The sequence below is a fragment of the Mesorhizobium australicum genome (assembly GCF_900177325.1).
Taxonomy (GTDB): domain Bacteria; phylum Pseudomonadota; class Alphaproteobacteria; order Rhizobiales; family Rhizobiaceae; genus Mesorhizobium_A; species Mesorhizobium_A australicum_A.
Genome location: NZ_FXBL01000004.1, coordinates 2,301,559 through 2,327,760, shown reverse-complemented (window position 1 = coordinate 2,327,760; position 26,202 = coordinate 2,301,559). Strand labels below are relative to the sequence as shown.

The window sequence follows — 26,202 nt, the reverse complement described above, 5'->3', positions numbered from 1 at the left end:
GGTTCCGGTGCAGTCGTTATCGTTGCGTCCGGCAGATCTTTCGACCGAGGGCTGATCAGGAACGTGGGGGCGATGAACGCGCTACCCAGTCCTTCAGACCTCATTTGCATCCAACGGCACCTCGCAGACGCGCAGCGGCGCTATGTCTTGCATCTCCTGGTCGGCGGAATACCTATATCCTGATCCCTAAGTCGCACGCGCTGCCGGAGCCCCGTCATGCCGAAATCCTCCATCCGCCCTTCCCTTGTCGCGCTGCGTGCCCGCGTGCCCGACGACGCCTTCACCGCCGGCGTGCTCGGCACCGAGCGCGAGGGCTCCGGGGTCGTCATCAATTCGGACGGGCTGGTGCTCACCATCGGCTACCTGATCACGGAGGCCGACGAGGTCTGGCTCACCCGCCACGACGGGCGCGTGGTGCCGGCCCACCCGCTCGCCTATGACCAGGAGACCGGCTTCGGCCTGGTCAAGGCGCTCGGCCGGCTCGATTTGCCGGCGATGCCGCTCGGCAGCTCCTCCGAGGCCGCGGTCGGCGACAGGATCACCTTCGCGGACGGTGCCGGCCGCTTCGTCGAGGGTGCGATCGTGGCGCGGCAGGAGTTCGCCGGCTACTGGGAATATCTGCTGGAGGAGGCGATCTTCACCGCGCCGGCGCATCCTTCCTGGGGCGGTGCTGCCGTCGTCGGCGAGGATGGCCGGCTCATCGGCATCGGTTCGCTGCGGCTGGAGATGATGGAGGACGGCGAGACCTCCGGCATCAACATGTCGGTGCCGATCGACCTTTTGAAGCCGATCCTCGACGATCTGGTGCGGCGTGGCCGAACGCCAGCCCCGCCGCGTCCCTGGCTCGGCGCCTATTCGGCCGAGCGCAACGGCACGGTGGTCGTGCTGTCCGTCGCCGAGGGCGGGCCCGCCGAGGAGGCGGGGCTTCGACAGGGCGACGTGATCGCAGAGCTGCGCGACAAGGAGGTCCACGGCCTCGCCGACTTCTACCGCACGCTCTGGTCGAGCGGGCCGGCCGGCATTGAGGTGCCGCTGCGCGTCGTGCGAGACGGGAGGGAGAACTGGGTGCGCATCCGCTCGGCCGACCGCGACGCGCTGCTGCGCCACGGGCCGAACGCGCCGCGCAACTAGCTCCGCCTCCTACCCCAACCCGTCGCACAACCGGATCAAAGGCCTGATCTGCGGCATCCCGGTTCGCCCGCCCACATTGGCAGGTCTGGTAGGTATTTCCTCGCTTCTGTCCTTCCATTGCCGTAAGAGCGGCGATGGAAAAAGATCAATTCGATATGCCCATCACCGTCAAGGTCGAAGCGACGGGCGGGCTGCTTACCCTCCGAACCGCCCGCGACACCTCGGACTTCCTCCTCAACCGATGGCCTGGAAAGCGCACCGAAAAGCATCGGGCAGCCCTCCAGGCCTGTTCTGACGTCCAGAATGGAGGCAAGCCCCCCATCGGAGCGCGGCGCGCTTTCGTCGCAGCGGCCCGCGAAGCCGGCGTTTTCGTCGATCAGAAAGCGACGACCGTGGCAGGCTAGTCCTCGGACTCAACCTCCACTTCGGTATCGGTCTTGTCGCTGTCTCGCTCTTTTGCGGCCGCTTTCGCAGCGAGCTTCTCGGCTTTCTTCTTGGCCTTGGCGCGATCCCGCTCCTGGCGTTCGTGATTGTAGTTCGGCGGTCTCGGCATATTCGATCTCCCTGTGTGGACCCTGCCTATTGGGATCGAGTGGGCAAAGCAACCTGCGCGGGCGGCTGGCTGTGCGCCGATTTCAGCGCCCTGCCGCGTCAACCCCTTGTCACCCCTCGCTATTCGCAATCCGTTGTCGCTGAAAGAAATGAACGATGACCCGGAAGGGTTCTCGGGCTCGCCCTCGGGGACGGTCCGCGTCCCTCCCACCACTGGTTCGAGCTTTCCGATTGCCAAGAACGTCCGCCCGTGGCAAACGCCGGGATGGTCAATCCGCCAGACCTCACCCAACGGCGCCGCACAATGCGCCAACACCCAGGCCACGCGCTTCGCGCCGCGCCTTCGGAGGCCTCGGATGAACGTCCACGTCGCGCCAACGCAGTCAACTGCCCCGCCTACCGCGAAGTCGTGGCTCAAAGCGCTGAGCCGCTATCGCCAGCCCAACAGCCGGCGCAGCCTGCTCGAGCTGGGCGTGACGCTTGGACCCTTCCTCGCCCTCTGGGGACTGGCGCTGGCGTCGGCCCATTACGGCTTCTGGTGGGGCCTGGTGCTGATCGTGCCTGCTGCCGGCTTCCTGCTGCGCCTGTTCATGATCCAGCATGACTGCGGCCACGGCGCCTTCTTTGCCCACCGCCGCGCCGACGACTGGACCGGCCGCGCGCTCGGCATTCTGACACTGACGCCGTACGACTACTGGCGGGCGGCCCACGCGACGCACCATGCCTCGGCTGGCAATCTCGACGAACGCGGCGTCGGCGACATCCTGACGCTGACGGTGGCGGAATACCGCGCCCTGTCGCGCTGGGGCAGGCTGCGCTACCGGCTTTACCGCAATCCGCTGGTGATGTTCGCGATCGGACCGGTCTATCTGTTCGTGCTGAAGCATCGCTGGCCGTTCGAAACCTTTCGTGTCGCCGGGATGCCGTGGCGGTCCACCATGCTGACCAATCTGGTTATCGTGGCGCTCGGTGCCTTGCTGATCTGGCTGACCGGCATCGTTCCGTTCCTCGCTGTGCATCTCGCAATCGCGGTCCTGGCGGGAGCGGCGGGCATCTGGCTGTTCTACGTCCAGCACCAGTTCGAGGACACGCACTGGTCGGACGGATCGGAGTGGACGTTCGAGGAGAGCGCGCTGCACGGCGCGTCGAACTACCTGCTGCCGCGCCCGCTGCAATGGCTGTCCGGCAATATCGGCATCCACCACGTGCATCATCTGTCGAGCCGCGTGCCGTTCTACCGGCTGCCCGAAGTGTTGCGCGACCATCCGGAACTGTCCGAGATCGGCCGCATCACCGTCCTGGACAGCCTGCGCTGCGTGAAGCTGGTGCTTTGGGACGAGCGCGCCAGGCGACTGGTGTCGTTCCGCGAGGCGATGGCGTAGGCGGCGCCGACCTTACTCGCACCGTACCGTCACCTGCGCCTGATAGGCGCCGGCGCGGAAGATGCCGCTGCCGGTGGCGTCGAGGTGGATATTCAGCGTCTTGGTGCCGTTGGCGACCATAACCGGCGTATTGCCCGGCCGTTCGACGCCGCCATTGATCGTGAAGGCGGAAGCGAACGAAGCCGAGCCGCTCCAGCCGGAGGGCCAGGTCAGGAATGAGGCGGGCGCCGGCGTCGAGATGGAATAGCAGTCGAGCAGCGCCAGGATATTGCAGATCAGCGACTGCGGATTGACCGACACCTGGGCGGCGCTGCCGCCGGAATTGCGCGAGCTCATAGAGGTCAGCAAGGGCGCGACCTTCATCGTTCCGCTGGACTGCACCATGATGGTGCAGGAGCCGATCACCGCCGCGAGCCCTGCTCCCGGCAAGGCAGCCAGGAGCGTTGCGCCCGCAGCGAGCGCGATGAGCGGTCGAGCGGCGCGCGCCCTCCTCATTGGCCCGCGTTCGTCCAGCCTTCCTCGGCCCAGCCGGCCTTCTGCGTGCGCGTCGCGCCGCCGCCATCGGCAAGGCCCATCTTGAGCAGCCGGATCTCCATCTGCAGCCGCTCGACCTCGAGCTCGTAGAGACGCGTGCAGTCGACGCGCTTACGCGGCCGTTCCAGCGGAATGACGACGCGGCCGTAGGCCGCCGTCTCGCCGGTGTCGCGGGCGGCACCCTGGATCACGCCGACATCGAGATAGGCGCCGGAGCCGGAGACCGCCGAGCGGCAGGTCGTGCCGTCCGCCGCGCGCACCTCGTCCTGGCCCTGCGGCAAGGTCACGCCCGGCAGCGAAAAGCCGGTCTGGCGCTGGTAGAGATTGTAGACGTCCTCCGAGTGAGCCGGCGTGGCAATCAGGATCTGGCTCAAGACCGCCGCTGCGCAAGGAACCTGCCACATATCTGTGCCCTTATCTGGGTTTGCTGGCCTGGAAAAGGAACGCTTTCCGTACAGATACGTATCTTACGCGACGTGCTTCCATCGAAAGGAACAACCACAAGAACGGACCGGGATGCCCCGCCCGCAAGCTTGAAGGTTCCTGGAGATATTCTTGCATCGACCGGGCGGAAATTCTGGTCGTAGACCTTCACAGAGACGTCGATCCGGTGCCCGTAAGGATTTGCCGGAAAGACTTTCACCGCAAAGGAATCGGTGAAACTGGTGATCTCGCCACGCATCGGCGACATGGATTGCGCCAGGGACGGCGCGGCCATCGCCACCAGGACCGAGGCCAGGAGAAGGCGCTTGGACATGGCGCCTACTCGCAGGTGACCGTGACGACAGCCTGGTAGGTGCCGTTGGTGAACCTGTCGCTGCCGCTCTTCGTGCCCGTCAGATGAACGGTGACGTTGGAAGTGCCCGCGGCGGTGAGCGTCGTCGGCGTGGTGGTCAGGGCGACCGTATGCGCGCCGGAGACCGAATATTCCGGCGTCCAGGTCGTGGCCGAATCGCCGGCCGGAGGCGTGGCGACGACGGTCGGGTTCACGCCCACCTCCACACCGCCGGTCGTCTACAGCGTCACGCTGCCGGCGCTCGCCCCGCCATTCTTCGAGCTGAGGTTCTGCAGGTCGGTGCTCACCGCCATCGTGCCGTCGGAGACGACCTGCAGCGTGCAGGTGGCGTCGACGGTGGCATTGAAGATGACATTGCTCGTCGCAGCGCTCGCATTATTTGTGTGCATACAAATCAAAGCAGAGACGGCCAAGATCGGGATTCGAAATTCCATGACACCTCTCCCACAGGAATTCTGGAGTCATGGTCGTATAGTATGGTTAACAGATTATTGTACTTCGAAACTGGAGAAAATCTGAATTTCTATCTTGTTTGCCTACATATGAATTGTATTTCGTTTTGTTGCGAGGTGTTTTCCCACTCTCATCCGGTTTGTGACACGACGGAAAAGCGCCGCGATCCGCCCCGGTCGAAGGTTTGGTCGGGCTCGCTTTCATGCGGTCGCAACCTTTGCCCCTTCCTTGCCCAGCGCCTTTCCGTTCCGGTCGAAGCGCAGGCCGACGACCGGGCCGAGACGCGTGTCCCTGGGCGCGACAGTGCCGATGGTCAGAAGCGCGGTGCCTGGCAAGGCCTCCCCCAGCGCATCCAGCACGCGCTCCCGTGCCGTGTCGCCCAGCGCATCCAGCGCCTCGTCGACGACGATGAAATCCGGCTTCTGCACCAGCACCCGGGCGAAGGCGAGCAGGCGCTGGTCGTCGTCGCTCAGTTCCCGGTCCCAGCGCACGACCTCATCCAGCCGGCCCGTGAGCCGAGTGAGGCCGACGCGCTCCAGCGCACGCTCGGCCTCCGCCTTGGCGATCGGAGTTGAGAGTGGATAGGCGAGGACGCCTGCGAGCGTGCCGCGCGGGATAAAGGGCTGGCCGGGCAGGAAGGCGACCGTCCTGTCCTTCGGCAGCCGGATCGTGCCGCCGCCCCAAGGCCACAGGCCGGCGATCGCGTGGAAGAGCAGCGTCTTGCCGGCACCCGGCTCGCCGACGATGTGCAGCCGTCCGCCCGCCTCGATATGCGCCTGCGGCACCGAAAGCCGGGCGCAGCCGTCCGGCGAGGCGACGTAGAGGTCGTCCAGCGTCAGACCGTCCGGCTCGTCCGACACGACCGCGATCCGCTCCTTCGAGCCGTGCAGCGCGTCCATCGCCACCACGCTGGTGCGGAAGGTGGCGATGCGCAGCAGCGTCGCGCGCCAGTCGGCAATGCCGCCGATATTGTCGATGAACCAGCGCAACGCGCCGTTGACCTGGTTGAAGGCGGCCGCCGCCATCATCAGCCCGCCGAAGGAGAGGCTGCCCGAGAAGTAGACCGGCGAGGCGATGACGATCGGCGCGACGACGGTGATCCAGCCATAGCCGGCAGTCACCCATGTCAGCCGCACCGCCGCGCTCATGATGCGCCGCGCCGCCGCGAGCACGGTCTGCAGGTCGCGCTCCAGCCTCGCCTTCTCGTCCGCCTCGCCGCCGGCGAGCGAGATGGCATCGACGCGCTCGTTGACCCGCATCAGGGAGAAGCGCAACTCGGCCTCTCGGGCGTAGCGCGCCTCGTTGAGGCGGATCAGCGGCCAGCCGGCAAGCCAGCTCAGGCCAGAGCCCAGGCTGGCATAGAAGAAGGCCGCCCACACCATGTAGCCGGGGATGTCGAAGCTCCGGCCGCCGACGATGAAGGTGAAGTTGCTGGAAATCGACCACAGCACGCCGACAAAGCTCGCGAGCAGGATGGTCGCCTGCATCAGACCGATCGACAGGTCAGCGGTGAGATCGGCAAGATGCCTCGCATCCTCGTGCAGGCGCTGGTCGGGATTGACGCCGATCTCGCCGGCATAGCCGAGGCGGAAAGCGCGGCGGGGCTTCATCCACTCGCCGATGAGATCGCGCGCCAGGCCTTCGCGCAGCTTGATGTGCAGCATCTGGTTCAGCCAGGCCTGCGCGACGTTCAGCACCAGCAGCGAACCGGCGATGTAGGCGAAGACCAGGAGCTGGTCGAAGAAAGCCGCGAGGTCGCGCTTTTCCAGCGAATCGTAGAAGGGCTGGTTCCAGCGGTTCAGCAACACCTGGCCGAACGCGGTCGCGAGGATCACGGCCGTGATGCCGAAATAGAGCATCAGGATGCCGCGCCGCACGGGCGACGCCCACAGCGCGGTCCACATCGTCGCAGACTGCGCGCGAAGTCCCTGCGGGGCGACGGCGTCCATGAATCTAAATCCTCTGGTGATCGGGAGCCGGACACTAGCCCAGCGGGATGACAGGCGGGAGAGGCCGGCCGGCGATCGACATTCGAAGAGGGGCCTTCATATCCAATCGCGGCAAGGCTATGGATCATGCATGTTCAAGAAGATCCTGATCGCGAACCGCGGCGAGATCGCCTGCCGCATCATCCGGACCGCCCGCCGCATGGGCATCGCGACCGTCGCCGTCCATTCCGACGCCGACGCGAGCGCCCTGTTCGTGCGCGAAGCGGACGAAGCGGTGCGCATCGGGCCGGCGCCGGTTTCGGAAAGCTATCTGCGCGGCGACCGAATCGTCGAGGCCGCACTTGCCACGGGGGCCGAGGCGATCCACCCGGGCTACGGCTTCCTATCCGAGAACCCCGGCTTCGTCGATCAGGTGGCGGCCGCCGGTCTCGTCTTCATCGGGCCATCTGCGGCCTCGATCCGCGCCATGGGCCTGAAGGACGCGGCCAAGGCGCTGATGGAAAAGGCCGGCGTGCCGGTGGTGCCCGGCTATCACGGCGCCGGCCAGGCGCTGGTGCTGCTTGCCGGCAAGGCCAAGGAGATCGGCTATCCGGTGCTGATCAAGGCGCGTGCCGGCGGCGGCGGCAAGGGCATGCGCCGCGTCGATCATCCCGACGACTTCGCCGACGCACTGGCCTCCGCCAAGCGCGAGGCCAAGGCCGCCTTCGGCGATGAGGCGGTGCTGATCGAGAAATATGTCGAGAAGCCGCGCCATATCGAGGTGCAGGTGTTCGGCGACAATCACGGCAACGCCGTCCACCTCTTCGAGCGCGACTGCTCGGCACAGCGCCGCCACCAGAAGGTGATCGAGGAGGCCCCTGCCCCCGGCATGACGGCCGAGATGCGGTCCGCGATGACCGATGCCGCCGTCAAGGCGGCGAAGGCGATCCGCTATTCCGGCGCCGGCACGATCGAGTTCATCGTCGACGCTTCCGAGGGCCTCAGGCCCGACCGCTTCTGGTTCATGGAGATGAACACGCGCCTCCAGGTCGAGCATCCGGTGACCGAGATGGTCACCGGCGTCGATCTGGTCGAGTGGCAGTTGCGCGTCGCCGCGGGCGAGAAGCTGCCGCTGTCGCAGGACCAGATCCGCCTGTCGGGCCACGCTTTTGAGGCGCGCATCTATGCCGAGGACCCGACGCGCGATTTCCTGCCAGCGATCGGCACGCTGCACCACCTGAAATTCCCGGCTTCCGGCGCGGAGGGAACCGCGATCCGCATCGAGACGGGCGTCCGCCAGGGCGATGCGATCTCGCCCTTCTACGATCCGATGATCGCCAAGCTGGTCGTCCACGCGGCCGACCGCAGCGGCGCGCTTGCAGCGCTCGGCGCTGCGCTCCGGCACACCGAGATCGCCGGCTCGACCGTCAACACGGCCTTCCTCGCCGCGCTCGCCGCCGACGCCGACTTCGCGTCGGGCGATGTCGACACCGGCCTGATCGGTCGCAGGCAGGCGGCGCTGACCGCCCTTCCCCCGCCGTCGGCGGAAGCGGCCGCCGCGGCCGCCGTCGCCGCGTCGAATGCGAGCCTGACGCCGGCCGGCGCCGATCCGTGGGACGCGCTGGCCGGCTACGCCCACTGGAGCCCGGTGCGGCGCAAGGTGGCGCTCGCCTATGGCGAGACGGACATCACTGCCTCGGTGCAGGTCAAGGCCGGGCGGATCGTGGTCGAGATCGACGACTTGGAACGTCCCGCCCCCGCAGCGGCGCGCGTCGCAGCCTGGCCAGGGCACGTCACGGTGTTCGAAGGCGCCGTCGCACACAGTTTCAAGGCGCCCGATCCGTTCGCCGATGCCGCCGACGCCGACGCCGGCGCGGGCAGCCTGCGCGCGCCGATGCCGGGATTGGTGAAAGTCGTGCGGGCCAGCGTCGGCGAACATGTCAGCAAGGGGCAGGCGCTGCTGGTGCTCGAGGCGATGAAGATGGAACACACCATCGCCGCCCCCCATGACGGCGAGGTCGCCGAGATCGTCGCCGAGGGACAGCAGGTAACCGACGGAACCGTGCTGGTGCGATTTGCGGAAGCATGATTGCACCACGCAACGGGCGCTGTTAGCACTTGCAGCATGAGCGTCGATGATGCTGGCAAGCTACCCGAACAGAAGCACCGTCTCTACGAGGACGTGCTTGCGCTTTTGCTGGGCACGCTTCTCGCCTCTTTCGGCGTGACGCTCTACACCGAGGCGACGCTGGCCACGGGCGGCGTTGCCGGTGTCTCCATGCTGCTGAACTATCTGACCGGCTACGGCTTCGGTCCGATCTTCTTCGTCGTCAACCTGCCGTTCTACGCGCTGGCAATCCTGCGGATGGGCTGGCCCTACACGCTGCGCACCTTCGCGGCCGTGGCGCTCTTGTCGCTGTTCTCGCGGCTGACGCCGGGCTGGATCGACATCGCGGCGCTCGACCCGCTCTACGCGGCCGTGACCGGCGGCGGGCTGATCGGCATGGGCCTCTTGATCCTGTTCCGCCATCGCGCCGGACTTGGCGGGCTGAACATTCTTGCCCTTTATCTGCAGGACAAGGGCATCATGCGCGCGGGTTGGTTCCAGCTCGCGGTGGATGTGGCGATCCTCATCGCCGCTTTTTTCGTGCTGCCGCTGGAGAAGGTGGTCCTGTCGCTCGTCGGCGCGGCGGTGGTGAACCTGATCCTGGGCATCAACCACAAGCCCGGCCGCTACATGGGCATGAGCTGAGCAAAAAAGAGAAAAGCCGCGCCGGCATTGTCCCCTGCCGGTCGCGGCCTTTCCACGTCGTCACGGCGTCCCCCGCCCAGACGACGCGAACCGCCCTGTTCGCGTGACAACAATCAGTGCATGGTCATCCATTCGCGCGCCTCGCGGAGCGCCCGGGCCAGTTCCGGCTTGGACATCGACACCGCCAGTTCGGCGCGCAGTTCGGCGGCGCGGGCGGAGCCCTTGATCGCGGCGATGTTGAACCACTTGTGGGCCGCCACCGGATCGACCTCGCAGTCGCGGCCGGTCGCATACATCATGCCCAGCTCGAACAGGATGTCCGCCTGGGCGTTGGCGCCCATCGATCCGAAGCCTGCCTCAAACATCTCGAAACGTGCCATTTTCTATCCCCTGTCTGTCCCTGTTGCCCTGCGGTTCGTTGCCCGCTTCAAGGCGTTGTCTGATGGGTTCGAGAATGGCGGGGAGGCTTGAATTGCGGGTGAACAGGCGTGCTTAATTTGCGGAAAACAAAGCTAAAACAATAAGTAAACGGCAGATTCCGTTAAGCATCGAAGCCGCCGGACTTCTCGCGATTCCATTCGAATGCGCATAAAATCCCCTCGTCGCGCCGAAAGACTCCGCTAACCACGGCTCATCTTTCGCTCGCCGCGCATCGAAGGAAAGCAGGCGTCCCGAGACCAGAAACAGGCTGGCGGACGATGGCGAAATTCCTCGATCCGCCGCAACCGCACCGCTTCCGTTTCGCCCGAGGCTGGTTTACGTTGACGTTCGCGTAAGGCGCATGCGGATGGGAGGTCCCGCTCCGCCGCCCATCTGACGCAGGAGGAAAACATGTATCGAATTGCAATTGCGGCGGCCGCGGCAACGCTGATGATGGCCGGCGCGGCGCTCGCGGACCCCATCGAGGGGACCTGGAAGCGCCCGAACGGCACGCTGATCAAATATGCCGGCTCCGGCGGCAATTTCTGCGGCACGGTGCTGACCGGCGAATTCAAGGGACAGTCGATCGGCTGCATGAAGGGCGCCGACGGCTCGTACAAGGGCAAGGTCAACAAGCTCGACGAGAAGAAGACCTACAACGGCAAGGCCTCCGTCAAGGGCAACACGCTGTCGTTGTCGGGCTGTGTGCTCGGCGGGGTGATCTGCAAGTCGGAAAGCCTGACCCGGCAGTAGCATCGATTGTAGTTGCATGAAGAAGGGGCCGCCTCGCGCGGCCTCTTCTTTTTTGCCGACTGGTCTCGGTCATGCGGCCCCGTCCGATCACGAGCAAAAGCACATTTACCTCCCTGAACCACGGATGAACGCCCGTCTCAGGATGAGTTCAGAGCGCATCTGGCATCTTCCCCTCAACACTGAGGGATCAACCAATGCTCGCCCGCCGCCTCACCATCGTCAGCCTGATGACCATCCTGTTCGGAATGGTGTTCGCGATCATCGTGGCCGAAGCCGGCCGGGATCGCCGCTGGAAGACGAACCAGGTCGTGCCCTGCGTCTTCGATGCCGGGGTGAAATGCGGCGGCGCCGAGCTCTGATCCGGAAAGAGACGAGACAAGAAGATGACCATTCACGCCACTCCCATCGCCGACGTCGTCCGGATGCTGCCGCGGCTCGCACTGATCGGGCTGTTCATCGGCTCGACCGCCTTCGCCGTCAGCAAGGTCAACGCCGCGCCCGAGGCCGTCGTGACCGACGTCATGCTCGTCGGCGGCCAGATCGCCAAGCCCAGCGGCGTCGGCTTCGTGCTCGCGGTTGGATTGCAGCGGATGCGTTGAAAGTGATTCTCGCGAGGGATACTCCCAAGCGTCATGCTGCTCGACTATAATGGAGCATGGAAAAGAGAATCTATCCCAAGCCGATCGAAACAGTTGTCACGCCGGAGCCGTTTGCCCGGCAGAGTTTTACCGACGCCCGCGAGGCGGTGCAGCTCCTGCGCCACCTCTACGACCGCAACACCGCATTCCTGCGCGACTCCTTCGCCAGCCTCGCCAAGGACCAGCCGCTGCGCCGCTTTCGCGCCTTCTATCCCGAGGTGCGGATCTCGACATCATCCTACGCGCAGATCGATTCCCGGTACGCCTACGGCCATATGTACGATCCGGGGCACTATTCGACCACCATCACCCGGCCCGACCTGTTCGAGACCTATCTCGTCGACCAGCTCGGCCTGATCATGCGCAATCACGGCGTGCCGGTGACGGTCGCCGAATCCGAAACGCCCATACCTCTCCACTTCGCCTTTCTCGAAGGCACGCATGTGGAAGGCTCGATCGCCGACCGGCTGATGCGGCCGCTGCGCGACATCTTCGATGTGCCGGACTTGAACGCGACCGACGATCTGATCGCCAACGGAACCTACGAGCCGGCCCCCGGCGAGCCGATGCCGCTCGCGCCCTTCACGGCGCAGCGCATCGACTATTCCCTGCACCGGCTGTCGCATTACACGGCGACGAGCCCCAACCATTTCCAGAACTTCGTCCTGTTCACCAACTACCAGTTCTACATCGACGAGTTCTGCAATCATGCCCGCGAGCTGATGGTCAATGGCGGCGGGGGATACGAGGCGTTCGTCGAGCCGGGCAACCTCATCACCCATGCCGGCGAGTCCGGCCCGTCCGATGGGTCCCACCCGCCCCGCCTGCCGCAGATGCCGGCCTATCACCTCGTCAAGCCCGGACACTCCGGCATCACGATGGTCAATATCGGCGTCGGCCCCTCCAACGCAAAGACGATCACCGACCATATCGCGGTGCTGAGGCCGCATGCGTGGCTGATGCTCGGCCACTGCGCCGGCCTGCGCAACACGCAGGCGCTCGGCGACTACGTGCTGGCGCATGCCTATGTGCGCGAGGACCACGTGCTCGACGACGACCTGCCGGTCTGGGTGCCGATCCCAGCGCTGGCCGAGGTGCAGGTGGCGCTGCAGGAGGCGGTGGCCGAGGTCACCGGCCTCTCCGGCTTCGAGCTGAAGCGCATCATGCGCACCGGCACGGTCGCGACGATCGACAACCGCAACTGGGAACTGCGCGACCAGCGCGGGCCGGTGCAGCGGCTGTCGCAGTCCCGCGCGATCGGACTCGACATGGAATCGGCCACGATCGCCGCCAACGGCTTCCGCTTCCGCGTGCCCTACGGCACGCTGCTGTGCGTCTCCGACAAGCCGCTGCACGGCGAGCTGAAGCTGCCGGGCATGGCGACGGAATTTTACAAGCGCCAGGTGGCGCAGCACCTCACCATCGGCATCAGGGCCGTGGAGAAGCTCGCCGCGATGCCGCCGGAACGACTGCACTCGCGCAAGCTGAGGAGCTTCTCCGAAACCGCGTTCCAGTAGGGTCCGTCCCTATCCCTGCCGCAATCGCAGGCGAGGAAGCCGCATGAAGCGCGCCGTCACCGTCCTGTCCATTATGTTGCTCGTCGCCTGCGGCATCGCGGCGGCGGCGATCGGGCTCGGTTTCCTCGGCAGGCTCCATCCGGCCTTCGATTCGTTCTCGCATTTCCGGCTGCATCTCGCGGCTCTCTTGGCGGTGGGGGCGTTCGGGCTGATCGCGGCAGGCTTCCGGCGCGAGGCCTTCGCCGGCCTTGCGCTAGCCACGGGTGCCGCCTTCGTCACACCGGGAACCTGGTTCGACAACGCCATCAGCAACCAGGCGAAGGCGTCCGCCGCACCCGACGACCGCGCGACCTATCGGCTGCTGCATCTCAATGCCCGTTTCGATCATCCGGATCCCGGGCGCTTCCTGTCGCTGATCGCGCGACTGCGGCCGGATGTCGTGACCGTCAACGAGGTGTCGGCGATGTGGCGGCAGCGGCTGGAGACGCTGTCGGCCGCCTATCCCTACAGCACATTCTGCGATGCGCGGGGCAAGGTCGGCGGCGTCGCGATCCTGTCGCGCAGGCCCCTCGCGGAAGGTGCCACGGGCGAATGCGTCGACGGCGGGACGCTCGCCATCGCTCCGATCGATTTCGCCGGCGAGATCGTGACGGTCGCGGCACTTCATCTCTACTGGCCGTGGCCGTTCGAGCAGCCGGCGCAGGTCGAGCGCATCGCGCCGCGCCTGTCGCAGTTACCGGACGCCGCGATTCTCGCGGGCGATTTCAACGCGGCGCGCTGGAGCGGGACGTTTTCCAAGATCGCCGCCGCCTCGCGGCTGGAGGATGCGGGCCCGGTCGGCCCGTCCTGGCTGCCGCGCATCCTGCCCGACGCGCTGCGGCGCGCGGCCGGGCTGGGCATCGATCATGTGCTGGCCGGCGCCGGCCTGATCGTCACGAAGCTGGAGCGCGCAGAGGATGTCGGCTCCGACCATCTGCCGGTCCTGACCGAGTTCTGGGTGCCTTCGCAGGCCAGGCCGGAGGCCTCCGGCACGACGGTCGTAACAACGCCCGCCGAAAGAGCCGCTACTTCGTTAGGCGCTTGAGCAGGCCTTCGATGTTGCCGCCGCTCGAGTGCTCGACCACGTCGAACTGGCGCTGGCGCGCCTCGTAGCGGGCAACGATCTCCGCCACGACCCGCTTCATCTCCGCCCGCAGCCTGCCGCACGACTTGCCGTCCGCGACCTTGAGGCCTGCGATCGTGCGATCAGCCTCCGTGGCCATCTCGCGCGCGATGCGGCCGTGCTGTTCCTCGTGCTTCCTGATGCCTGCCATGAAGCGCTGCCAGCGGCTGCGCAGCGGGCCGCTGACCTCGCCCTTCACTTCGGGATAGATGTAGTTGATGTCGAGCCGGACCTGCGGCCGCGTCACCTTGCACATACCGTCGGCATGGATCCAGTCGGCTTCCGAATTCATCGTGTAGCGAGTCTGCGCGATCGCGCGCGAGGTGAAGCCGTGCTTCGGCCCCTTCAGCTCGAGCTGCCTCAAAAGCGCATCTCCCGTCTCTCCGGAGATCGGGAAGCTCGTCGTTCGCGACGAAACCTTCGGACCGGCCTTCGCCGGCGTGATCGCGCCGAGGAGGGCAAGAAAACAGCATGAACAGGCAAACAGGCGCATGCGGTATCTCCGTACGCCCTAAGTGCATCACAAGAAACCAACCGTTTCAAGACAATGTTGACTATTCGTTCACCAATTCGCCAGCGTCGCGTGATGACGATGGGGAAAGCTTGAGCCCGGGCGATGCAACGGCCATCGACGGCCCTCTGCCGGCTAGTTGAGCTTGCCGATGAGGGCCAGAACGCTTTTTTCCACCGGCCCGCCGTCCCGATGCTCGCGCTTGTCGAAGTCGACCTGGGACTTGTTGTAGGCGATGACGATCCTGTCGAGCTCTTTCATCAGCTTCGCGTTCGCCTTGCGGCAAGACTGGCCGTCGGCCATCCTGAAGCCGCGCAAGGTGCGATTGACGTCGCCCACCATCTTCTTGGCGAGCCTGCCATGCATTTCCTCATGTGTGACGTTCGTCGCCTGAAACTTCTTCCAGCGGCGGGCGAGCGCCGACGGCAGCTTGTCGACCGGGCGCGGATAGACATAGGTGATCTGCATCGTCATTCCGGCGCCCTTCGTGCGGCAGACTCCGTTCGAATGGACAAAGTCGCCCTTGAGGCTGGTTTTGAACTGGGTCTGGGCGATCGCCTTGGTGAGGAAGCCGTGGCGGGGGCCTTTCCTGTTCATGTCGTAGAACAGTTCGAGGCCGGTCTTGCCCTTGATGTCGTAATACTTCGTCTTGACGGTCACATCCGCGCGGACCGCCAGGGTCGACGCCATAAGGGCAGCGCCGACCATCATTCCAAGCTTTGCGAAACCACGCATTCCCGCCAATGCTCCCAAACCCACGCCAGAAAAACATGCGGCGGGCGCGATGGCAATCTGCGCGTGCAGTCCGGCTACATGTTGACGTAGACCGGCCCTTCGCCGCCCTGCGGCGGCACCCAGTTGATGTTCTGGTTCGGATCCTTGATGTCGCAGGTCTTGCAGTGGACGCAGTTCTGCGCGTTGATCACGAACTTGACGTCGACGCCCATCTTGTCGGCGGCGGCGTTGCCTTCCGCGTCGACCCATTCGTAGACGCCCGCCGGGCAGTAGCGGGTCGACGGGCCGGCGAAGACGTCGTGTTCCGAGGTCTTCTGCAGGGCCATGTCCTTGACCTGCAGGTGCACCGGCTGGTCTTCCGCATGGTTGGTGTTGGACAGGAACACCGACGACAGGCGGTCGAAGGTCAGCACGCCGTCAGCCTTCGGATAGGCGATCTTCTTGTGCTTGGCGGCCGGCTCCAGCGAGGCGGCGTCTGTCTTGCCGTGCTTCAGCGTGCCGAAAAGCGACAGGCCGAAGAGCTGGTTTGTCCACATGTCCAGCCCGCCGAGGCCGATGCCGATCAGCGTGCCGAAGCGCGACCAGAGCGGCTTGACGTTGCGCACGCGCTTCAGGTCCTTGCCGATGTCGCTCGCGCGCCAGGCCTCCTCGTAGGAGACCAGATCGTCGTGCTGGCGGCCGGCGGCGATCGCATCCGCCACATGCTCGGCCGCGAGGATGCCGGAGAGCACCGCATTGTGCGAGCCCTTGATGCGCGGCACGTTGACGAGGCCGGCCGAGCAGCCGAGCAGCGCGCCGCCGGGGAACGACATCTTCGGCACCGACTGCCAGCCGCCCTCGGTGATCGCGCGTGCGCCGTACGACAGGCGCTTGGCGCCTTCGAACGTGCCGCGGATCGCCGGATGCGTCTTGAAGCGCTGGAACTCCTCGAAGGGCGAGAGATAAGGATTCTTGTAGTTGAGATGGACGACGAAGCCGACCGCGACCAGGTTGTCGTCGAAATGGTAGAGGAACGAGCCGCCGCCGGTCGACATGCCGAGCGGCCAGCCGAAGGAATGCTGCACCAGCCCGCGCTTGTGGTTCTCGGGCTTGACCTGCCAGAGTTCCTTGAGGCCGATGCCGAACTTCTGCGGCTCCTTACCGTCCGACAGCTTGAACTGCGCGATGAGCTGCTTGGCGAGCGAGCCGCGCACGCCCTCCCCGATCAGCACATATTTACCGTAGAGGGCCATGCCGGGGGCGTAGCCCGGGCCCGGCGTGCCGTCCTTCTCCACGCCCATGTCGCCAGTGATGACGCCGGTGACCGCGCCCTTCTCGTCATAGGTGAGGCTGGCGGCGGCGAAGCCCGGATAGATCTCGACGCCCAGCGCCTCCGCCCTGGTCGCGAGCCAGCGGCAGACATTGCCGAGCGAGACGATGTAATTGCCGTGGTTGTTCATCAGCGGCGGCATCAGGATGTTGGGCATACGCACAGAGCCGGCCGGTCCGAGCACCAGGAAGTGGTCGTCCTTCACCTCGGTCTGGAACGGATGGTCGGCATCCTCGCGCCAGTCTGGCAGCAACCTGTCGATGCCGATCGGGTCGACCACGGCGCCGGAGAGGATGTGCGCGCCGACCTCGCCGCCCTTCTCGAGCACGACGACCGAGAGATCGGGATTGACCTGCTTGAGCCGGATCGCGGCGGCAAGGCCAGCGGGGCCTGCTCCGACGATCACCACATCGAATTCCATGCTCTCGCGTTCGACTTCGCTCATCTCGTCCTCCGGCCGGTCGCCGATCCTCTTGCCTTAATTCTCACGGCTGCACCAGACCCGCCGCCGCGCGAAAGCGTCGCATGTTTCTAACGAACGTTAGATTCATCTCCATCAACTTACCTTAACGTAAACGTCAATTCAATTCCGTTTGTTCCTTCCGAATGCCTAGCCCGTCGGATTTGCCGTATCCATTTGCAGTCGAAGGAGTCTATCCTCGCCAAGGTACGTGCTGCCGGACGAGACGATGAATGCTCTCTGGAAGGCGATCGCAGGCTGTCTTGCCGTCCTGCCCTTCCTGGCCGCGGCGGAGGGCGGCGAACGGCGTCTATGGCGCTCCGGCGCCTATTCCTTCTCCGACGAACTCGGCGGCTTCATCCTTCTTGGCGTGTCGGGTATCGGCACGAAGGCCGATCCGTTCGTGATAGAGCAGGAAATGGTTTCGGCGAGCCCGGTGACGCTCGTCATCCGGGTTGCCTCCGAAATCCGCACCCAGGGTGCGCCGGGGCAGTTCGCCACCGGCATGATGCACCTCCGCATCCGCTCGCTCAACAACAGCGGCATCGCCTGGACGGAGTACGAATTCGAGCTGCAGGAGCAGCTCGGCATTCCGAGCGTGCATGGCGACGGCCTCTCCTTCGACCAGCGGCGCACCAGCCCGGAAAACCGGTCGTCGGATTCCTTCCGCATCCATGATACCGACTTCGAGCCAAACGACCGTCTCGTCTTCTCCGACGGCCATGTCGATCCGCTGGAAACGGCCGACTTCAAGTTCTACGTCACCGACTTCACGCCGAAGCTCGAATTCTACCTGCGGCAGGACCCGCGCATTCCGCTGTCGTGAGCATGGAGGTTTACGCCGGACGGGCACCGCCCTATTGAATGTGCAGCGGCAACGTGGCCGCATGAATTGACCATGACCGACGCCATCGACACCCGCGCCTCCCTCGAGGAGCTTCTGCGCTTCTATGCCGAAACCGGCGTGGACGAGGCGCTCGATGACGCGCCGGTGGATCGCTTTGCCCAATCGGCCAGGGCCGCGCCACCTCCCGCGCGCACCGCTCCGCCGGCCCCGGTCGAGATGCCGCGGCAGGAGGCACCCGCAAGGCCGCCAGCCCCGGCAATTGCCCCGAGCGTGCCCGACGAGGCGCAGGCCGCGCGCGCCCGTGAAGCAGCCCGCTCCGCCGGCTCGCTCGACGAACTCCGGCAGATCCTCGCCGGCTTCGACGGGTGCAATCTCAAGTTCACGGCCAAGTCGCTGGTCTTCGCAGACGGCAATCCGGCGGCGTCGGTGATGTTCGTCGGCGAGGCCCCGGGACGCGAGGAGGACCTGGAGGGCCTGCCCTTCGTCGGCCGCTCGGGCCAGTTGCTCGACCGGATGCTCGCGGCGATCGGATACGACCGCACCTCGGTCTACATCGCCAACGTCATTCCGTGGCGGCCGCCGGGCAACCGCGATCCGTCGCCGATGGAGACGGAGATCTGCCGCCCGTTCATCGAGCGGCAGATCGAACTGGTGAATCCCAAGGTACTCGTCACGCTCGGCAATGCGTCCACCAAGGCGCTGCTGAAGACCCAGACGGGCATCATGCGGCTGCGCGGGGCGTGGAAGTCTCATTCGATCGGGAGCGGCGTCGAGATCCCGCTGATGCCGACCCTGCATCCGGCCTATCTGCTGCGCAACCCCGCCCACAAGAAGCTCGCCTGGCGCGATTTCCTCGAAGTGAAGGCGAAGCTGCGGGACGCCGGCTGACCTCCGAGATGCGAAAGCCGGAGCACGGTCTCTCCGGCCCCGGCGTCCACGCGGGTCGTCTCAGGCCGCTGCGCCTGCGCGGCGCATCACGCCAAGCTGCAACGCGACGAACAGCGCCACCGTCAGCGCTTGCGCCGTGACGAACAGCACACCGAGCAGGCTGGGTTGAACGAGACCGGCGACCATGATGCCGAAGCTCGCCGCGACCCAGAGCGCGTTGATTGCGATCACGTCCAGCATCAACATCCGGGACATGACCTGCCGGCGCGCAAGGAAGACGAGCGCCGCGCACCAGGGCAAGAGAACGATGCCCGCCCAGAACAGGAGATCGACCGGAAGCGACAGGAGCGGAGCGAGCAGCGAAGCGCCCGCCGCCATGACGATTCCGGCCGCGCCGCTGACGAGGCCATCGAGAAGGAGGACGTTGCGGACGTAGGGGGTAACGGCGATAGACATGTTGCGATCCTTTCAGTTGCACCGGTATCGACCGGATTGCTGCGGATCATCGACCGCGAGGATCGTGTTGGCGATTACGTGCCAGGTAATGGCAACCATTCCCGAACCGGGCTAGCTTTGCGGCATGGATACGCCGCACACCTCTGTTGGCCACCTGCTGCGTGAGTGGCGCGCCCGCCGCCGCATGAGCCAGCTCGACCTTGCTCTCGACGCCGAGATCTCCCAGCGGCATCTGAGTTTCCTCGAAAGCGGGCGCGCCGCTCCGTCGCGCGACATGGTGATCCGGCTCGCCGAGCGCCTCGACCTGCCGCTGCGCCAGCGCAACCGGATGCTGCTGGCGGCCGGCTACGCGCCGACCTATCCCGAGCGGCTGGTCGACGATGAAGCCTTCGCACCGGCAATGGCGGCGATCGGCCGCGTGCTCACAGCCCACGAGCCGAATCCCGCCCTCGCCGTCGACGGGTGCTGGAACCTGGTCCGCGCGAACGCGGCGATCGCGCCATTCCTCGAAGACATCGAAGAAGCGAGCCTGCTCGAGCCGCCGATCAACGTGCTCAAGCTGAGCCTCCATCCGGGCGGTCTCGCCCCACGTATCGAGAACCTGGCGGAATGGCGCGCAGATGTGCTGGAGCGGCTGAAGCGGCTGGCGGCAGCGAGCGGCAATCCTGAGGTCGCGGAACTCGAAGCCGAGCTTCGCGCCTATCCTGGCCGCTCGACCGGCGGCCCGATCAGGCACGACTATTCGAACATCGCCGTGCCGTTGCGCATCAAGGCGGCCGGCGCCAGCCTGTCGTTCATCTCGACGGTCACCGTCTTCGGCACGCCGCTGGACGTGACGGTGTCGGAGATCGCGATCGAATCCTTCTTCCCGGCCGACGCGCAGACGGCCGAAACGCTGCGGGCGCTTGCCGCGGCCAGAGCCTCACCCGAGACTATTGCGGCGGCGTGACCTTGCGCGCCTTCGCCCGCTCTATGCCGAGGCGCTGTTCGCGCCAGATGATCATCAGGCCGGACGCCACGACGATCACCCCGCCGACGATCGAATGGATGGTCGGGAGATCGCCGAAGAGCAGGAAGCCCGCGACAAGACCGAACAGGATCGAGGTGTATTCGAACGGCGCCACCGTCGCGACGCTCGCGTGGCGATAGGCCTCCGTCATCAGCACCTGGGCAACGCCGCCGCAAATGCCGCTCATCACGAGGTAGAAGACCTGCCAGCCGGTCAGCGGCGCCCAGCCAAAGGGAAGCGTGAGCAGTCCCGCGGCCGATGCGGTAAGTGAGAACCAGATGACGACCGTCGAGGATTTCTCGGTGGTCACGAGCGAGCGCACCTGGAGCAGCGCGACGGCGGAGATGGCGGCGGCGATGAGGGCGGCGATGACGCCGACCGCCTCCGCGCTTCCCATCCCGTCCGGCGACGTGAACAGAGTGAGCTTCGGCCATGAGATGATCAGCACGCCGACGAAGCCGACCGCGACCGCTGTCCAGCGGAAGATGCGCACCACCTCGCCCAGCACCAGCGCGCTGATGACCACCACCAGCAACGGCTGCGCGTAGTTGAGCATGATCGCTTCGGGCAGCGGCAGCCGCGTCAGCGCGAAGAAGCCCAGCATCATCGACGAGACGCCGACAAGGCCGCGCACCACGTGGCGTCCCGGCCGGCTGGTGTAGAACGCCGTCCTGAGCTCGCCCGTCCAGGCCAGCAGGATCAGGATCGGTATCAGCGCGAAGAACGAACGGAAGAACACGATCTGGCCGGCAGGGACGACCCCGGCCAGCTTGATGAACGACTGCATCCCCACGAAAACCGCCACCGACGACGTTTTGAGGATGATCGCGGCGACCGGCCGCGAGAATGTGAAATGTGGCACGTCTAGGCAGCGTCCTGGATCGCCTGCCAGACCCTCAGGGGCGTCGCCGGCATCTCGATATGGCCGATGCGATGGGCCTGCCACAGCGCATCCGTCACCGCGTTCATCACCGCCGGCGTGGCGCCGATCGTGCCCGCCTCGCCCGCGCCCTTGATGCCGAGCGCGTTGGTGGTCGAGGGTACGTTGCGGGTCGAAAAGTCAATGAACGGAATCAGATCCGCCCGCGGCATGCCGTAGTCCATGAAGCTCGCCGTCAGCAACTGCCCGTCCTCGCCATAGACAGCATCCTCGGTCAGCGCCTGGCCGATGCCCTGCACGACGCCGCCATGCACCTGTCCCGCGAGCAGGATCGGGTTCACCACCGCTCCGAAATCGTCGACGATGGTGTAGCGCAGGATCTCCGTCGTTCCGGTGACGGGATCGATCTCGACCTCGCAGATATGGGTGCCGTTCGGATAGGTGGCCTCGTCCTGGACGAACTCGCCGAATCCCTTCAGGTCGTCCGGGCTCTTCGCGGCCTTCGCGATCGCGGCGAAATCGAGCGAGCGGTCCGTACCGACGATGCGGGCGGTGCCGTCGACCAGCTCGATATCGGCGGCACCCGCCTCCAGCTCGTCCGCCGCGATCTTCTTGATCTTCTCCGCGAGGTTGTCGCCGGCATAGGCGGCCGAGACGCCACCGAGCGGAATCGACCGCGAGCCGCCGGTGCCGCCGCCCTTGTCCAGCTCGTCCGTGTCGCCCTGCCGGACATGGATCTTCTCGATCGGCAGGTTGAGCTTCTCGGCGACGAATTGCGAGTAGGCCGTGGCGTGGCCCTGGCCGTTGGTCTGCGTGCCGATGAACAGCGTCACGGTGCCGTCGCCGTTCAGCGTCAGGTGGGCAGCTTCGGAACCGGCGAAGGCACAGGCCTCGACATAGGTCGCCATGCCGATGCCGCGCAGCCTGCCGGCGGCTTTCGATGCCTGCCGCCGCGCCTCGAAGCCGTCCCAGTCGGCCCGCTCCAAGGCCAGCGTCATGTGCCCGTCGAACTCGCCGACGTCATATTTGCGACCGGTCGCTGTCGTGTAGGGGAACTGCTCGGGCCGGATGAAATTGCGGCGGCGGATCTCGGCCGGCGACAGGTTCATGTCACGCGCGCAGGCATCGACCAGCTTTTCCAGCAGATAGGCCGCTTCCGGGCGGCCGGCGCCGCGATAGGCGTCCACCGGGCAGGTGTTGGTGTAGACGCCGTCGATCCCGACATGCAGCGCCTCGATGTCGTAGACGCCGGTCGACATCGTCGCGCCGACATAGGGAATGAACGGTCCGTACTGGGAGCAATAGGCGCCGAGATTGGCGACAAGGCCGACGCGCAGTCCGAGGAACCGGCCGTCGGCATCCATCGCCATTTCCGCCTCGACCTCATTGTCGCGCCCCTGCGCATCGGTGAGGAAGTGTTCCGTGCGGTCGCTCGCCCACTTCACCGGCCGGCCGAGACGGCGCGCGGCGTCCAGCACCAGCGCATACTCGCGATAGACGAAGGTCTTCGGCCCGAAACCGCCGCCGACATCCGGCGTGACGACGCGCAGGCCCGCCGGCGCGATGCCCAGCACGCCGGACAGGATGCGCTGCATCGAATGCACGCCCTGCGACCCGACAGTCAGGACGAGCCTCTTCTCCTCGGCGTTCCACTCTGCAAGCGCCGCGCGCGGCTCCATGTAGTTGCAGACGAGGCGGTTGTTGCGGAAGACGGTCCTGGTCACGTGCTTCGCCTTGGCGAAGGCCGCATCGGTCTTCGCCGCATCACCGAGCTCGTAGCGGAAGGCGCGGTTGCTGCCGTGTTCGGGCCAGACCAGCGGCGCGTCCGCATCGAGGGCCTGCGCCGTCAGGGCAACGGGCTCCAGGTCCTCGTAGTCTATCTCGATCAGTTCCGCCGCGTCCTGCGCCAGCGCACGGCTCTCCGCGACGACACAGGCCACCGCGTCGCCCACATAGGACACCTCGTCACGGCACAGGATCGGGATATCGCGGGTTGGCGCGCGGGAGCCGTCAGGCTGCTTCTGCATCGCGCCGGACTTCAGGTCGCCGAGATCGATGTCGGCGGCGGTCAGCACCAGATGGACACCCGGCGCCGCCTTCGCGGCCTCCGTCGAGACGATGGTGAACTTCGCCCGCGCGGTGGGCGAGCGCAGCACGTAGAGGTGCAGCATGCCGGCCGGCGCGAAATCGTCGGTGTAGCGTCCGCGTCCGAAGATGAACGTGTCGTCCTCCTTGCGCAGCACGGATGCGCCCATTCCAAACTTGGGAGTTTGAACAGTCATGGTCTTCCCTCGTGGATCTGCGGCTGGTGCGGGTGCGAATGCTTACGCACCGTGAGTTTTGACGAGCCGATGTTTCGTGTAAAGACCTAGCATAACAGTTTGTCGCGCCAAGGGCTTCGACCGTTTGGACCAAGGCCGCGGCCGAGCCCGAAAGACGTCGCATGCGCACAGATACAGGCCAGGTGTTCAGGCTCGAGGATTATCGTCCGAGCGACTGGCTCATTCCCAGGACATCGCTGACCTTCCGGCTCGATCCGGACCGCACGCGCGTTGTCGCGGAGCTCACCATCGAGCGCCGCGCCGGCGTGGCTGTCTCGACGCCGCTGGTGCTCGACGGCGACGGCATCGCGCTGCTCGCGATCTCGGTCGACGGCGTGCCGCTGGAGCCCGGCAGCTACGAGGCAACGCCGCAGCAACTGACGATCGCTGCGCCGCCGCGCGCCCGCTCCTTCCGGCTGACGATCGAGACGGAGACCGCGCCGTCGGCCAACACGGCGCTGATGGGTATCTACCGCTCGGGCGGCAACTACTGCACCCAGTGCGAGGCGGAAGGCTTCCGCCGGATCACCTATTTCCTCGACCGGCCCGACGTGCTCTCGGTGTATAAGGTCCGGATCGAGGCGCGGCGCGCCGAGGCGCCGCTGCTGCTCGCCAACGGCAATCCGGGGCCTGCGGGCGAGCTCGCCGACGGCTGGCACTTCGCCGAATGGTTCGACCCGCACCCCAAGCCGTCCTATCTCTTCGCACTCGTCGCCGGCGACCTCGCCGAGGTGGCAGACGAATTCGTCACCATGTCGGGGCGCAAGGTGCGGCTCGGCATCTTCGTCGAGCACGGCAAGCAGGACCGCGCCGCCTATGCGATGGAAGCGCTGAAGCGCTCGATGCGCTGGGACGAGGAGACGTTCGGCCGCGAATACGATCTCGACGTCTTCAACATTGTCGCCGTGTCCGACTTCAACATGGGCGCGATGGAGAACAAGGGCCTCAACATCTTCAACGACAAATACGTGCTGGCCGACCGCGAGACCGCGACGGACGCCGACTTCGCCAACATCGAGGCGATCATCGCGCACGAATATTTCCACAATTGGACAGGCAACAGAATCACTTGCCGCGACTGGTTCCAGCTCTGCCTCAAGGAAGGGCTGACCGTCTTCCGCGACCACGAGTTCTCGGCCGACGAGCGCTCGCGCGCGGTCGAGCGCATCGCCGACGTGCGCACGCTGCGCGCGCACCAGTTCCCCGAGGACCAGGGACCGCTCGCCCACCCGGTCCGTCCGCGACGCTATCGCGAGATCAACAACTTCTACACGGCCACCGTCTACGAGAAAGGCTCGGAGGTCGTGGGCATGATCCGCACCATCCTCGGCGCCGAAGACTTCCGGCGCGGCATGGACCTCTATTTCGAGCGACACGACGGCGAGGCCGCGACGATCGAGGATTTCGTCAAGGTCTTCGAGGACGTCTCGGGCCGCGATCTGTCGCAATTCTCGCTCTGGTATCACCAGGCCGGCACGCCGAACCTGATGGTCTCTGCCGCGCATGACGCGAATGCCGCGACGCTGACGCTGGAGATCGAGCAGTCGGTGCCGCCGACCCCCGGCGAGAGCCGCAAGAAGGCGATGCACATTCCGCTCGCCTTCGGCCTCGTCGGTGCCGACGGCAACGACATTGCCTGCTCGTCCGTCAGCGGCGCCACCGTCGAGAACGGCGTCATCCACCTCAGGAAACGCCGGCACGTCATCCGCTTCGAGGGCTTGCCCGAGCGGCCGGCGATCTCGCTCAACCGCGGCTTCTCCGCCCCGGTGACGATCGCCTTCGACCAGCCGCTGCAGGAACGCATGCTGCTCGCCCGCAACGACGGCGACCTGTTCTCGCGCTGGCAGGCGCTGACCGGCCTGATGTCCGGCGCGCTGATCGAAGCCGCTGGCGCCATCCGTGGCCGCAAGGCGGCGAAGATCGCGCCCGAGCTGTCGCAGATCTGCCTTGAGACGGTGCGCAGCCAGGCGCTGGAGCCGGCCTACAAGGCGCTGGCGCTGACCTTGCCGGCCGAGGCGGATATCGCCCGCGAGATTGGCTCCAACATCGATCCGGACGCGATCCTTTCGGCGCGCAACCTGCTCGCCGGCGTGATCGCCACCGCGAATGCCGACAGCTTCGTGTCGACCTATGAAAGCCTCGCCGACACCGGCGGCTATTCCCCCGACGCCGCGAGCGCCGGGCGGCGGGCGCTGCGCAACGTCATGCTCGACTACGTCACCTTGGCGACCGCTTCGCCGGACATTGCCGCGCGCCAGTATCGCGGAGCGGGCAACATGACGGACCGCGCCGCGGCCCTTTCGGTGCTGACCATGCGCCATCCGGGTTCCGCCGAGGCAACCGAGGCGCTGGCGGATTTCGAGGCGCGGTTCGGCAACGATCCGCTGGTGATGGACAAGTGGTTCCAGATCCAGGCGATCGCGCCCGGCGACGGCGCGGTCGACCGCGTGCGTGCGCTGATGACGCATCCCGGCTTCTCGCTCGGCAACCCCAACCGCGTGCGGTCGCTGATCGGCACCTACACGACCGCCAACCAGACCGGCTTCCACCGTATCGACGGCGCGGGCTACGAACTCCTTGCCGAGATCGCCCTGTCGGTCGATCCAAAGAACCCGCAGCTCTCGGCGCGCCTCGCCACCGCCTTCCGCTCCTGGCGGTCCCTCGAGGAGGCCCGCAGGGAGCGCGCGCGTGCGACGCTGTCGCGGATCAAGGCCGCGCCTGCGCTGTCGGCAGACCTGCGCGACATCGTGGAGCGGACGCTGGCATAG

General features: G+C 66.1%; 28 protein-coding genes. 14 read left to right on the top strand and 14 right to left on the bottom strand.

The window, feature by feature from the left end:
- Window positions 1-216 precede the first annotated feature (216 nt).
- Both B9Z03_RS13880 and B9Z03_RS13875 read left to right on the top strand, forming a co-directional pair.
- Window positions 217-1,131 carry a S1C family serine protease gene (locus B9Z03_RS13880; protein WP_085464746.1) on the top strand — a complete coding sequence of 305 codons (915 nt, stop codon included), beginning with the start codon at window positions 217-219 and terminating at the stop codon, window positions 1,129-1,131.
- Between the two features lie 134 nt (window positions 1,132-1,265).
- Complete coding sequence (locus B9Z03_RS13875) at window positions 1,266-1,535, top strand: DUF982 domain-containing protein (RefSeq protein ID WP_085464745.1); 270 nt, start codon at window positions 1,266-1,268, stop codon at window positions 1,533-1,535.
- Here B9Z03_RS13875 and B9Z03_RS29855 read toward each other — a convergent pair.
- Window positions 1,532-1,684, bottom strand: coding sequence for a hypothetical protein (locus B9Z03_RS29855; protein WP_176247520.1), 153 nt, complete (start codon window positions 1,682-1,684; stop codon window positions 1,532-1,534). The genes B9Z03_RS13875 and B9Z03_RS29855 overlap by 4 nt on opposite strands.
- Before the next feature lie 355 nt (window positions 1,685-2,039).
- Between B9Z03_RS29855 and B9Z03_RS13870 the strand changes: the two genes are divergently transcribed.
- A complete protein-coding gene (locus B9Z03_RS13870; RefSeq protein WP_085464744.1) occupies window positions 2,040-3,065 on the top strand; it encodes a fatty acid desaturase in 1,026 nt (341 codons plus the stop codon).
- Between the two features lie 12 nt (window positions 3,066-3,077).
- On the opposite strand, the gene B9Z03_RS13865 is transcribed toward B9Z03_RS13870, so the two are convergent.
- The 6 genes from B9Z03_RS13865 to B9Z03_RS13845 form a co-directional block, all read right to left on the bottom strand.
- The gene (locus tag B9Z03_RS13865; RefSeq protein WP_085464743.1) at window positions 3,078-3,560 is read right to left on the bottom strand and encodes a hypothetical protein; all 483 of its coding nucleotides are present in this window, start codon (window positions 3,558-3,560) and stop codon (window positions 3,078-3,080) included.
- On the bottom strand, window positions 3,557-3,973 hold the full coding sequence (locus tag B9Z03_RS13860) for a hypothetical protein (protein ID WP_432417000.1): 417 nt from the start codon (window positions 3,971-3,973) through the stop codon (window positions 3,557-3,559). The genes B9Z03_RS13865 and B9Z03_RS13860 overlap by 4 nt, the downstream gene beginning before the upstream one ends.
- Window positions 3,970-4,356, bottom strand: coding sequence for a hypothetical protein (locus tag B9Z03_RS13855; protein WP_085464742.1), 387 nt, complete (start codon window positions 4,354-4,356; stop codon window positions 3,970-3,972). Before B9Z03_RS13855 ends, B9Z03_RS13860 begins: the two co-directional genes overlap by 4 nt.
- A 5-nt stretch (window positions 4,357-4,361) precedes the next feature.
- Entirely contained in the window at window positions 4,362-4,589 is a 228-nt protein-coding gene (locus tag B9Z03_RS30520) for a hypothetical protein (RefSeq protein ID WP_348529024.1), read from the bottom strand.
- 24 nt (window positions 4,590-4,613) lie between these two features.
- Window positions 4,614-4,829: a hypothetical protein gene (locus B9Z03_RS30515; RefSeq protein ID WP_348529023.1), complete on the bottom strand. Its 216-nt coding sequence runs from the start codon at window positions 4,827-4,829 to the stop codon at window positions 4,614-4,616.
- A 219-nt stretch (window positions 4,830-5,048) separates the two neighbouring features.
- The gene (locus tag B9Z03_RS13845) at window positions 5,049-6,797 is read right to left on the bottom strand and encodes an ABC transporter ATP-binding protein/permease (RefSeq protein ID WP_085464741.1); all 1,749 of its coding nucleotides are present in this window, start codon (window positions 6,795-6,797) and stop codon (window positions 5,049-5,051) included.
- 130 nt (window positions 6,798-6,927) lie between these two features.
- Here B9Z03_RS13845 and B9Z03_RS13840 point away from each other — a divergent pair, with 130 nt between their 5' ends.
- A complete protein-coding gene (locus tag B9Z03_RS13840; protein WP_085464740.1) occupies window positions 6,928-8,865 on the top strand; it encodes an acetyl/propionyl/methylcrotonyl-CoA carboxylase subunit alpha in 1,938 nt (645 codons plus the stop codon).
- Window positions 8,866-8,901: 36 nt separating this feature from the next.
- Window positions 8,902-9,528 carry a YitT family protein gene (locus tag B9Z03_RS13835; protein ID WP_085464739.1) on the top strand — a complete coding sequence of 209 codons (627 nt, stop codon included), beginning with the start codon at window positions 8,902-8,904 and terminating at the stop codon, window positions 9,526-9,528.
- A gap of 113 nt (window positions 9,529-9,641) precedes the next feature.
- Here the strand turns inward: B9Z03_RS13835 and B9Z03_RS13830 are convergent, their stop codons facing one another.
- Complete coding sequence (locus B9Z03_RS13830) at window positions 9,642-9,908, bottom strand: SEL1-like repeat protein (protein ID WP_085464738.1); 267 nt, start codon at window positions 9,906-9,908, stop codon at window positions 9,642-9,644.
- 451 nt (window positions 9,909-10,359) lie between these two features.
- On the opposite strand from B9Z03_RS13830, the gene B9Z03_RS13825 reads away from it, so the two are divergent.
- The 5 genes from B9Z03_RS13825 (at window position 10,360) to B9Z03_RS13810 (ending at window position 13,940) form a co-directional block, all read left to right on the top strand.
- Complete coding sequence (locus tag B9Z03_RS13825; RefSeq protein ID WP_085464737.1) at window positions 10,360-10,701, top strand: DUF2147 domain-containing protein; 342 nt, start codon at window positions 10,360-10,362, stop codon at window positions 10,699-10,701.
- A 194-nt stretch (window positions 10,702-10,895) separates the two neighbouring features.
- A complete protein-coding gene (locus B9Z03_RS29850; RefSeq protein ID WP_176247519.1) occupies window positions 10,896-11,060 on the top strand; it encodes a hypothetical protein in 165 nt (54 codons plus the stop codon).
- 24 nt (window positions 11,061-11,084) lie between these two features.
- Window positions 11,085-11,300 (top strand): hypothetical protein, encoded by a 216-nt coding sequence (locus tag B9Z03_RS13820; RefSeq protein ID WP_085464736.1) that lies wholly within the window; start codon window positions 11,085-11,087, stop codon window positions 11,298-11,300.
- 56 nt (window positions 11,301-11,356) lie between these two features.
- A complete protein-coding gene (locus B9Z03_RS13815) occupies window positions 11,357-12,856 on the top strand; it encodes an AMP nucleosidase (RefSeq protein WP_085464735.1) in 1,500 nt (499 codons plus the stop codon).
- A 43-nt stretch (window positions 12,857-12,899) separates the two neighbouring features.
- Complete coding sequence (locus B9Z03_RS13810) at window positions 12,900-13,940, top strand: endonuclease/exonuclease/phosphatase family protein (RefSeq protein WP_085464734.1); 1,041 nt, start codon at window positions 12,900-12,902, stop codon at window positions 13,938-13,940.
- On the opposite strand, the gene B9Z03_RS13805 is transcribed toward B9Z03_RS13810, so the two are convergent.
- The 3 genes from B9Z03_RS13805 to B9Z03_RS13795 form a co-directional block, all read right to left on the bottom strand.
- Entirely contained in the window at window positions 13,921-14,511 is a 591-nt protein-coding gene (locus tag B9Z03_RS13805) for a DUF922 domain-containing protein (RefSeq protein ID WP_085464733.1), read from the bottom strand. The two genes, B9Z03_RS13810 and B9Z03_RS13805, sit on opposite strands and share 20 nt — an antisense overlap.
- Before the next feature lie 153 nt (window positions 14,512-14,664).
- Complete coding sequence (locus B9Z03_RS13800; RefSeq protein ID WP_085464732.1) at window positions 14,665-15,264, bottom strand: DUF922 domain-containing protein; 600 nt, start codon at window positions 15,262-15,264, stop codon at window positions 14,665-14,667.
- Between the two features lie 74 nt (window positions 15,265-15,338).
- A complete protein-coding gene (locus B9Z03_RS13795) occupies window positions 15,339-17,018 on the bottom strand; it encodes an electron transfer flavoprotein-ubiquinone oxidoreductase (RefSeq protein ID WP_085464731.1) in 1,680 nt (559 codons plus the stop codon).
- Window positions 17,019-17,262: 244 nt separating this feature from the next.
- Here B9Z03_RS13795 and B9Z03_RS13790 point away from each other — a divergent pair, with 244 nt between their 5' ends.
- Together B9Z03_RS13790 and B9Z03_RS13785 are read left to right on the top strand one after the other, a co-directional pair.
- Window positions 17,263-17,859, top strand: coding sequence for a hypothetical protein (locus B9Z03_RS13790; RefSeq protein ID WP_085467654.1), 597 nt, complete (start codon window positions 17,263-17,265; stop codon window positions 17,857-17,859).
- A 72-nt stretch (window positions 17,860-17,931) separates the two neighbouring features.
- Complete coding sequence (locus tag B9Z03_RS13785; protein WP_085464730.1) at window positions 17,932-18,768, top strand: uracil-DNA glycosylase; 837 nt, start codon at window positions 17,932-17,934, stop codon at window positions 18,766-18,768.
- Window positions 18,769-18,828: 60 nt separating this feature from the next.
- Here B9Z03_RS13785 and B9Z03_RS13780 read toward each other — a convergent pair whose 3' ends face one another.
- Window positions 18,829-19,224 (bottom strand): hypothetical protein, encoded by a 396-nt coding sequence (locus B9Z03_RS13780; protein ID WP_085464729.1) that lies wholly within the window; start codon window positions 19,222-19,224, stop codon window positions 18,829-18,831.
- A gap of 124 nt (window positions 19,225-19,348) precedes the next feature.
- On the opposite strand from B9Z03_RS13780, the gene B9Z03_RS13775 reads away from it, so the two are divergent.
- On the top strand, window positions 19,349-20,173 hold the full coding sequence (locus B9Z03_RS13775) for a helix-turn-helix domain-containing protein (RefSeq protein WP_085464728.1): 825 nt from the start codon (window positions 19,349-19,351) through the stop codon (window positions 20,171-20,173).
- On the opposite strand, the gene B9Z03_RS13770 is transcribed toward B9Z03_RS13775, so the two are convergent.
- The gene (locus B9Z03_RS13770) at window positions 20,157-21,095 is read right to left on the bottom strand and encodes a DMT family transporter (RefSeq protein ID WP_244561743.1); all 939 of its coding nucleotides are present in this window, start codon (window positions 21,093-21,095) and stop codon (window positions 20,157-20,159) included. The genes B9Z03_RS13775 and B9Z03_RS13770 overlap by 17 nt on opposite strands.
- A gap of 2 nt (window positions 21,096-21,097) precedes the next feature.
- Window positions 21,098-23,395, bottom strand: a complete 2,298-nt coding sequence (locus tag B9Z03_RS13765; protein ID WP_085464726.1) for a xanthine dehydrogenase family protein molybdopterin-binding subunit — start codon at window positions 23,393-23,395, stop codon at window positions 21,098-21,100.
- A 161-nt stretch (window positions 23,396-23,556) separates the two neighbouring features.
- Between B9Z03_RS13765 and pepN the strand changes: the two genes are divergently transcribed.
- Window positions 23,557-26,202, top strand: coding sequence for an aminopeptidase N (gene pepN, locus B9Z03_RS13760; protein ID WP_085464725.1), 2,646 nt, complete (start codon window positions 23,557-23,559; stop codon window positions 26,200-26,202).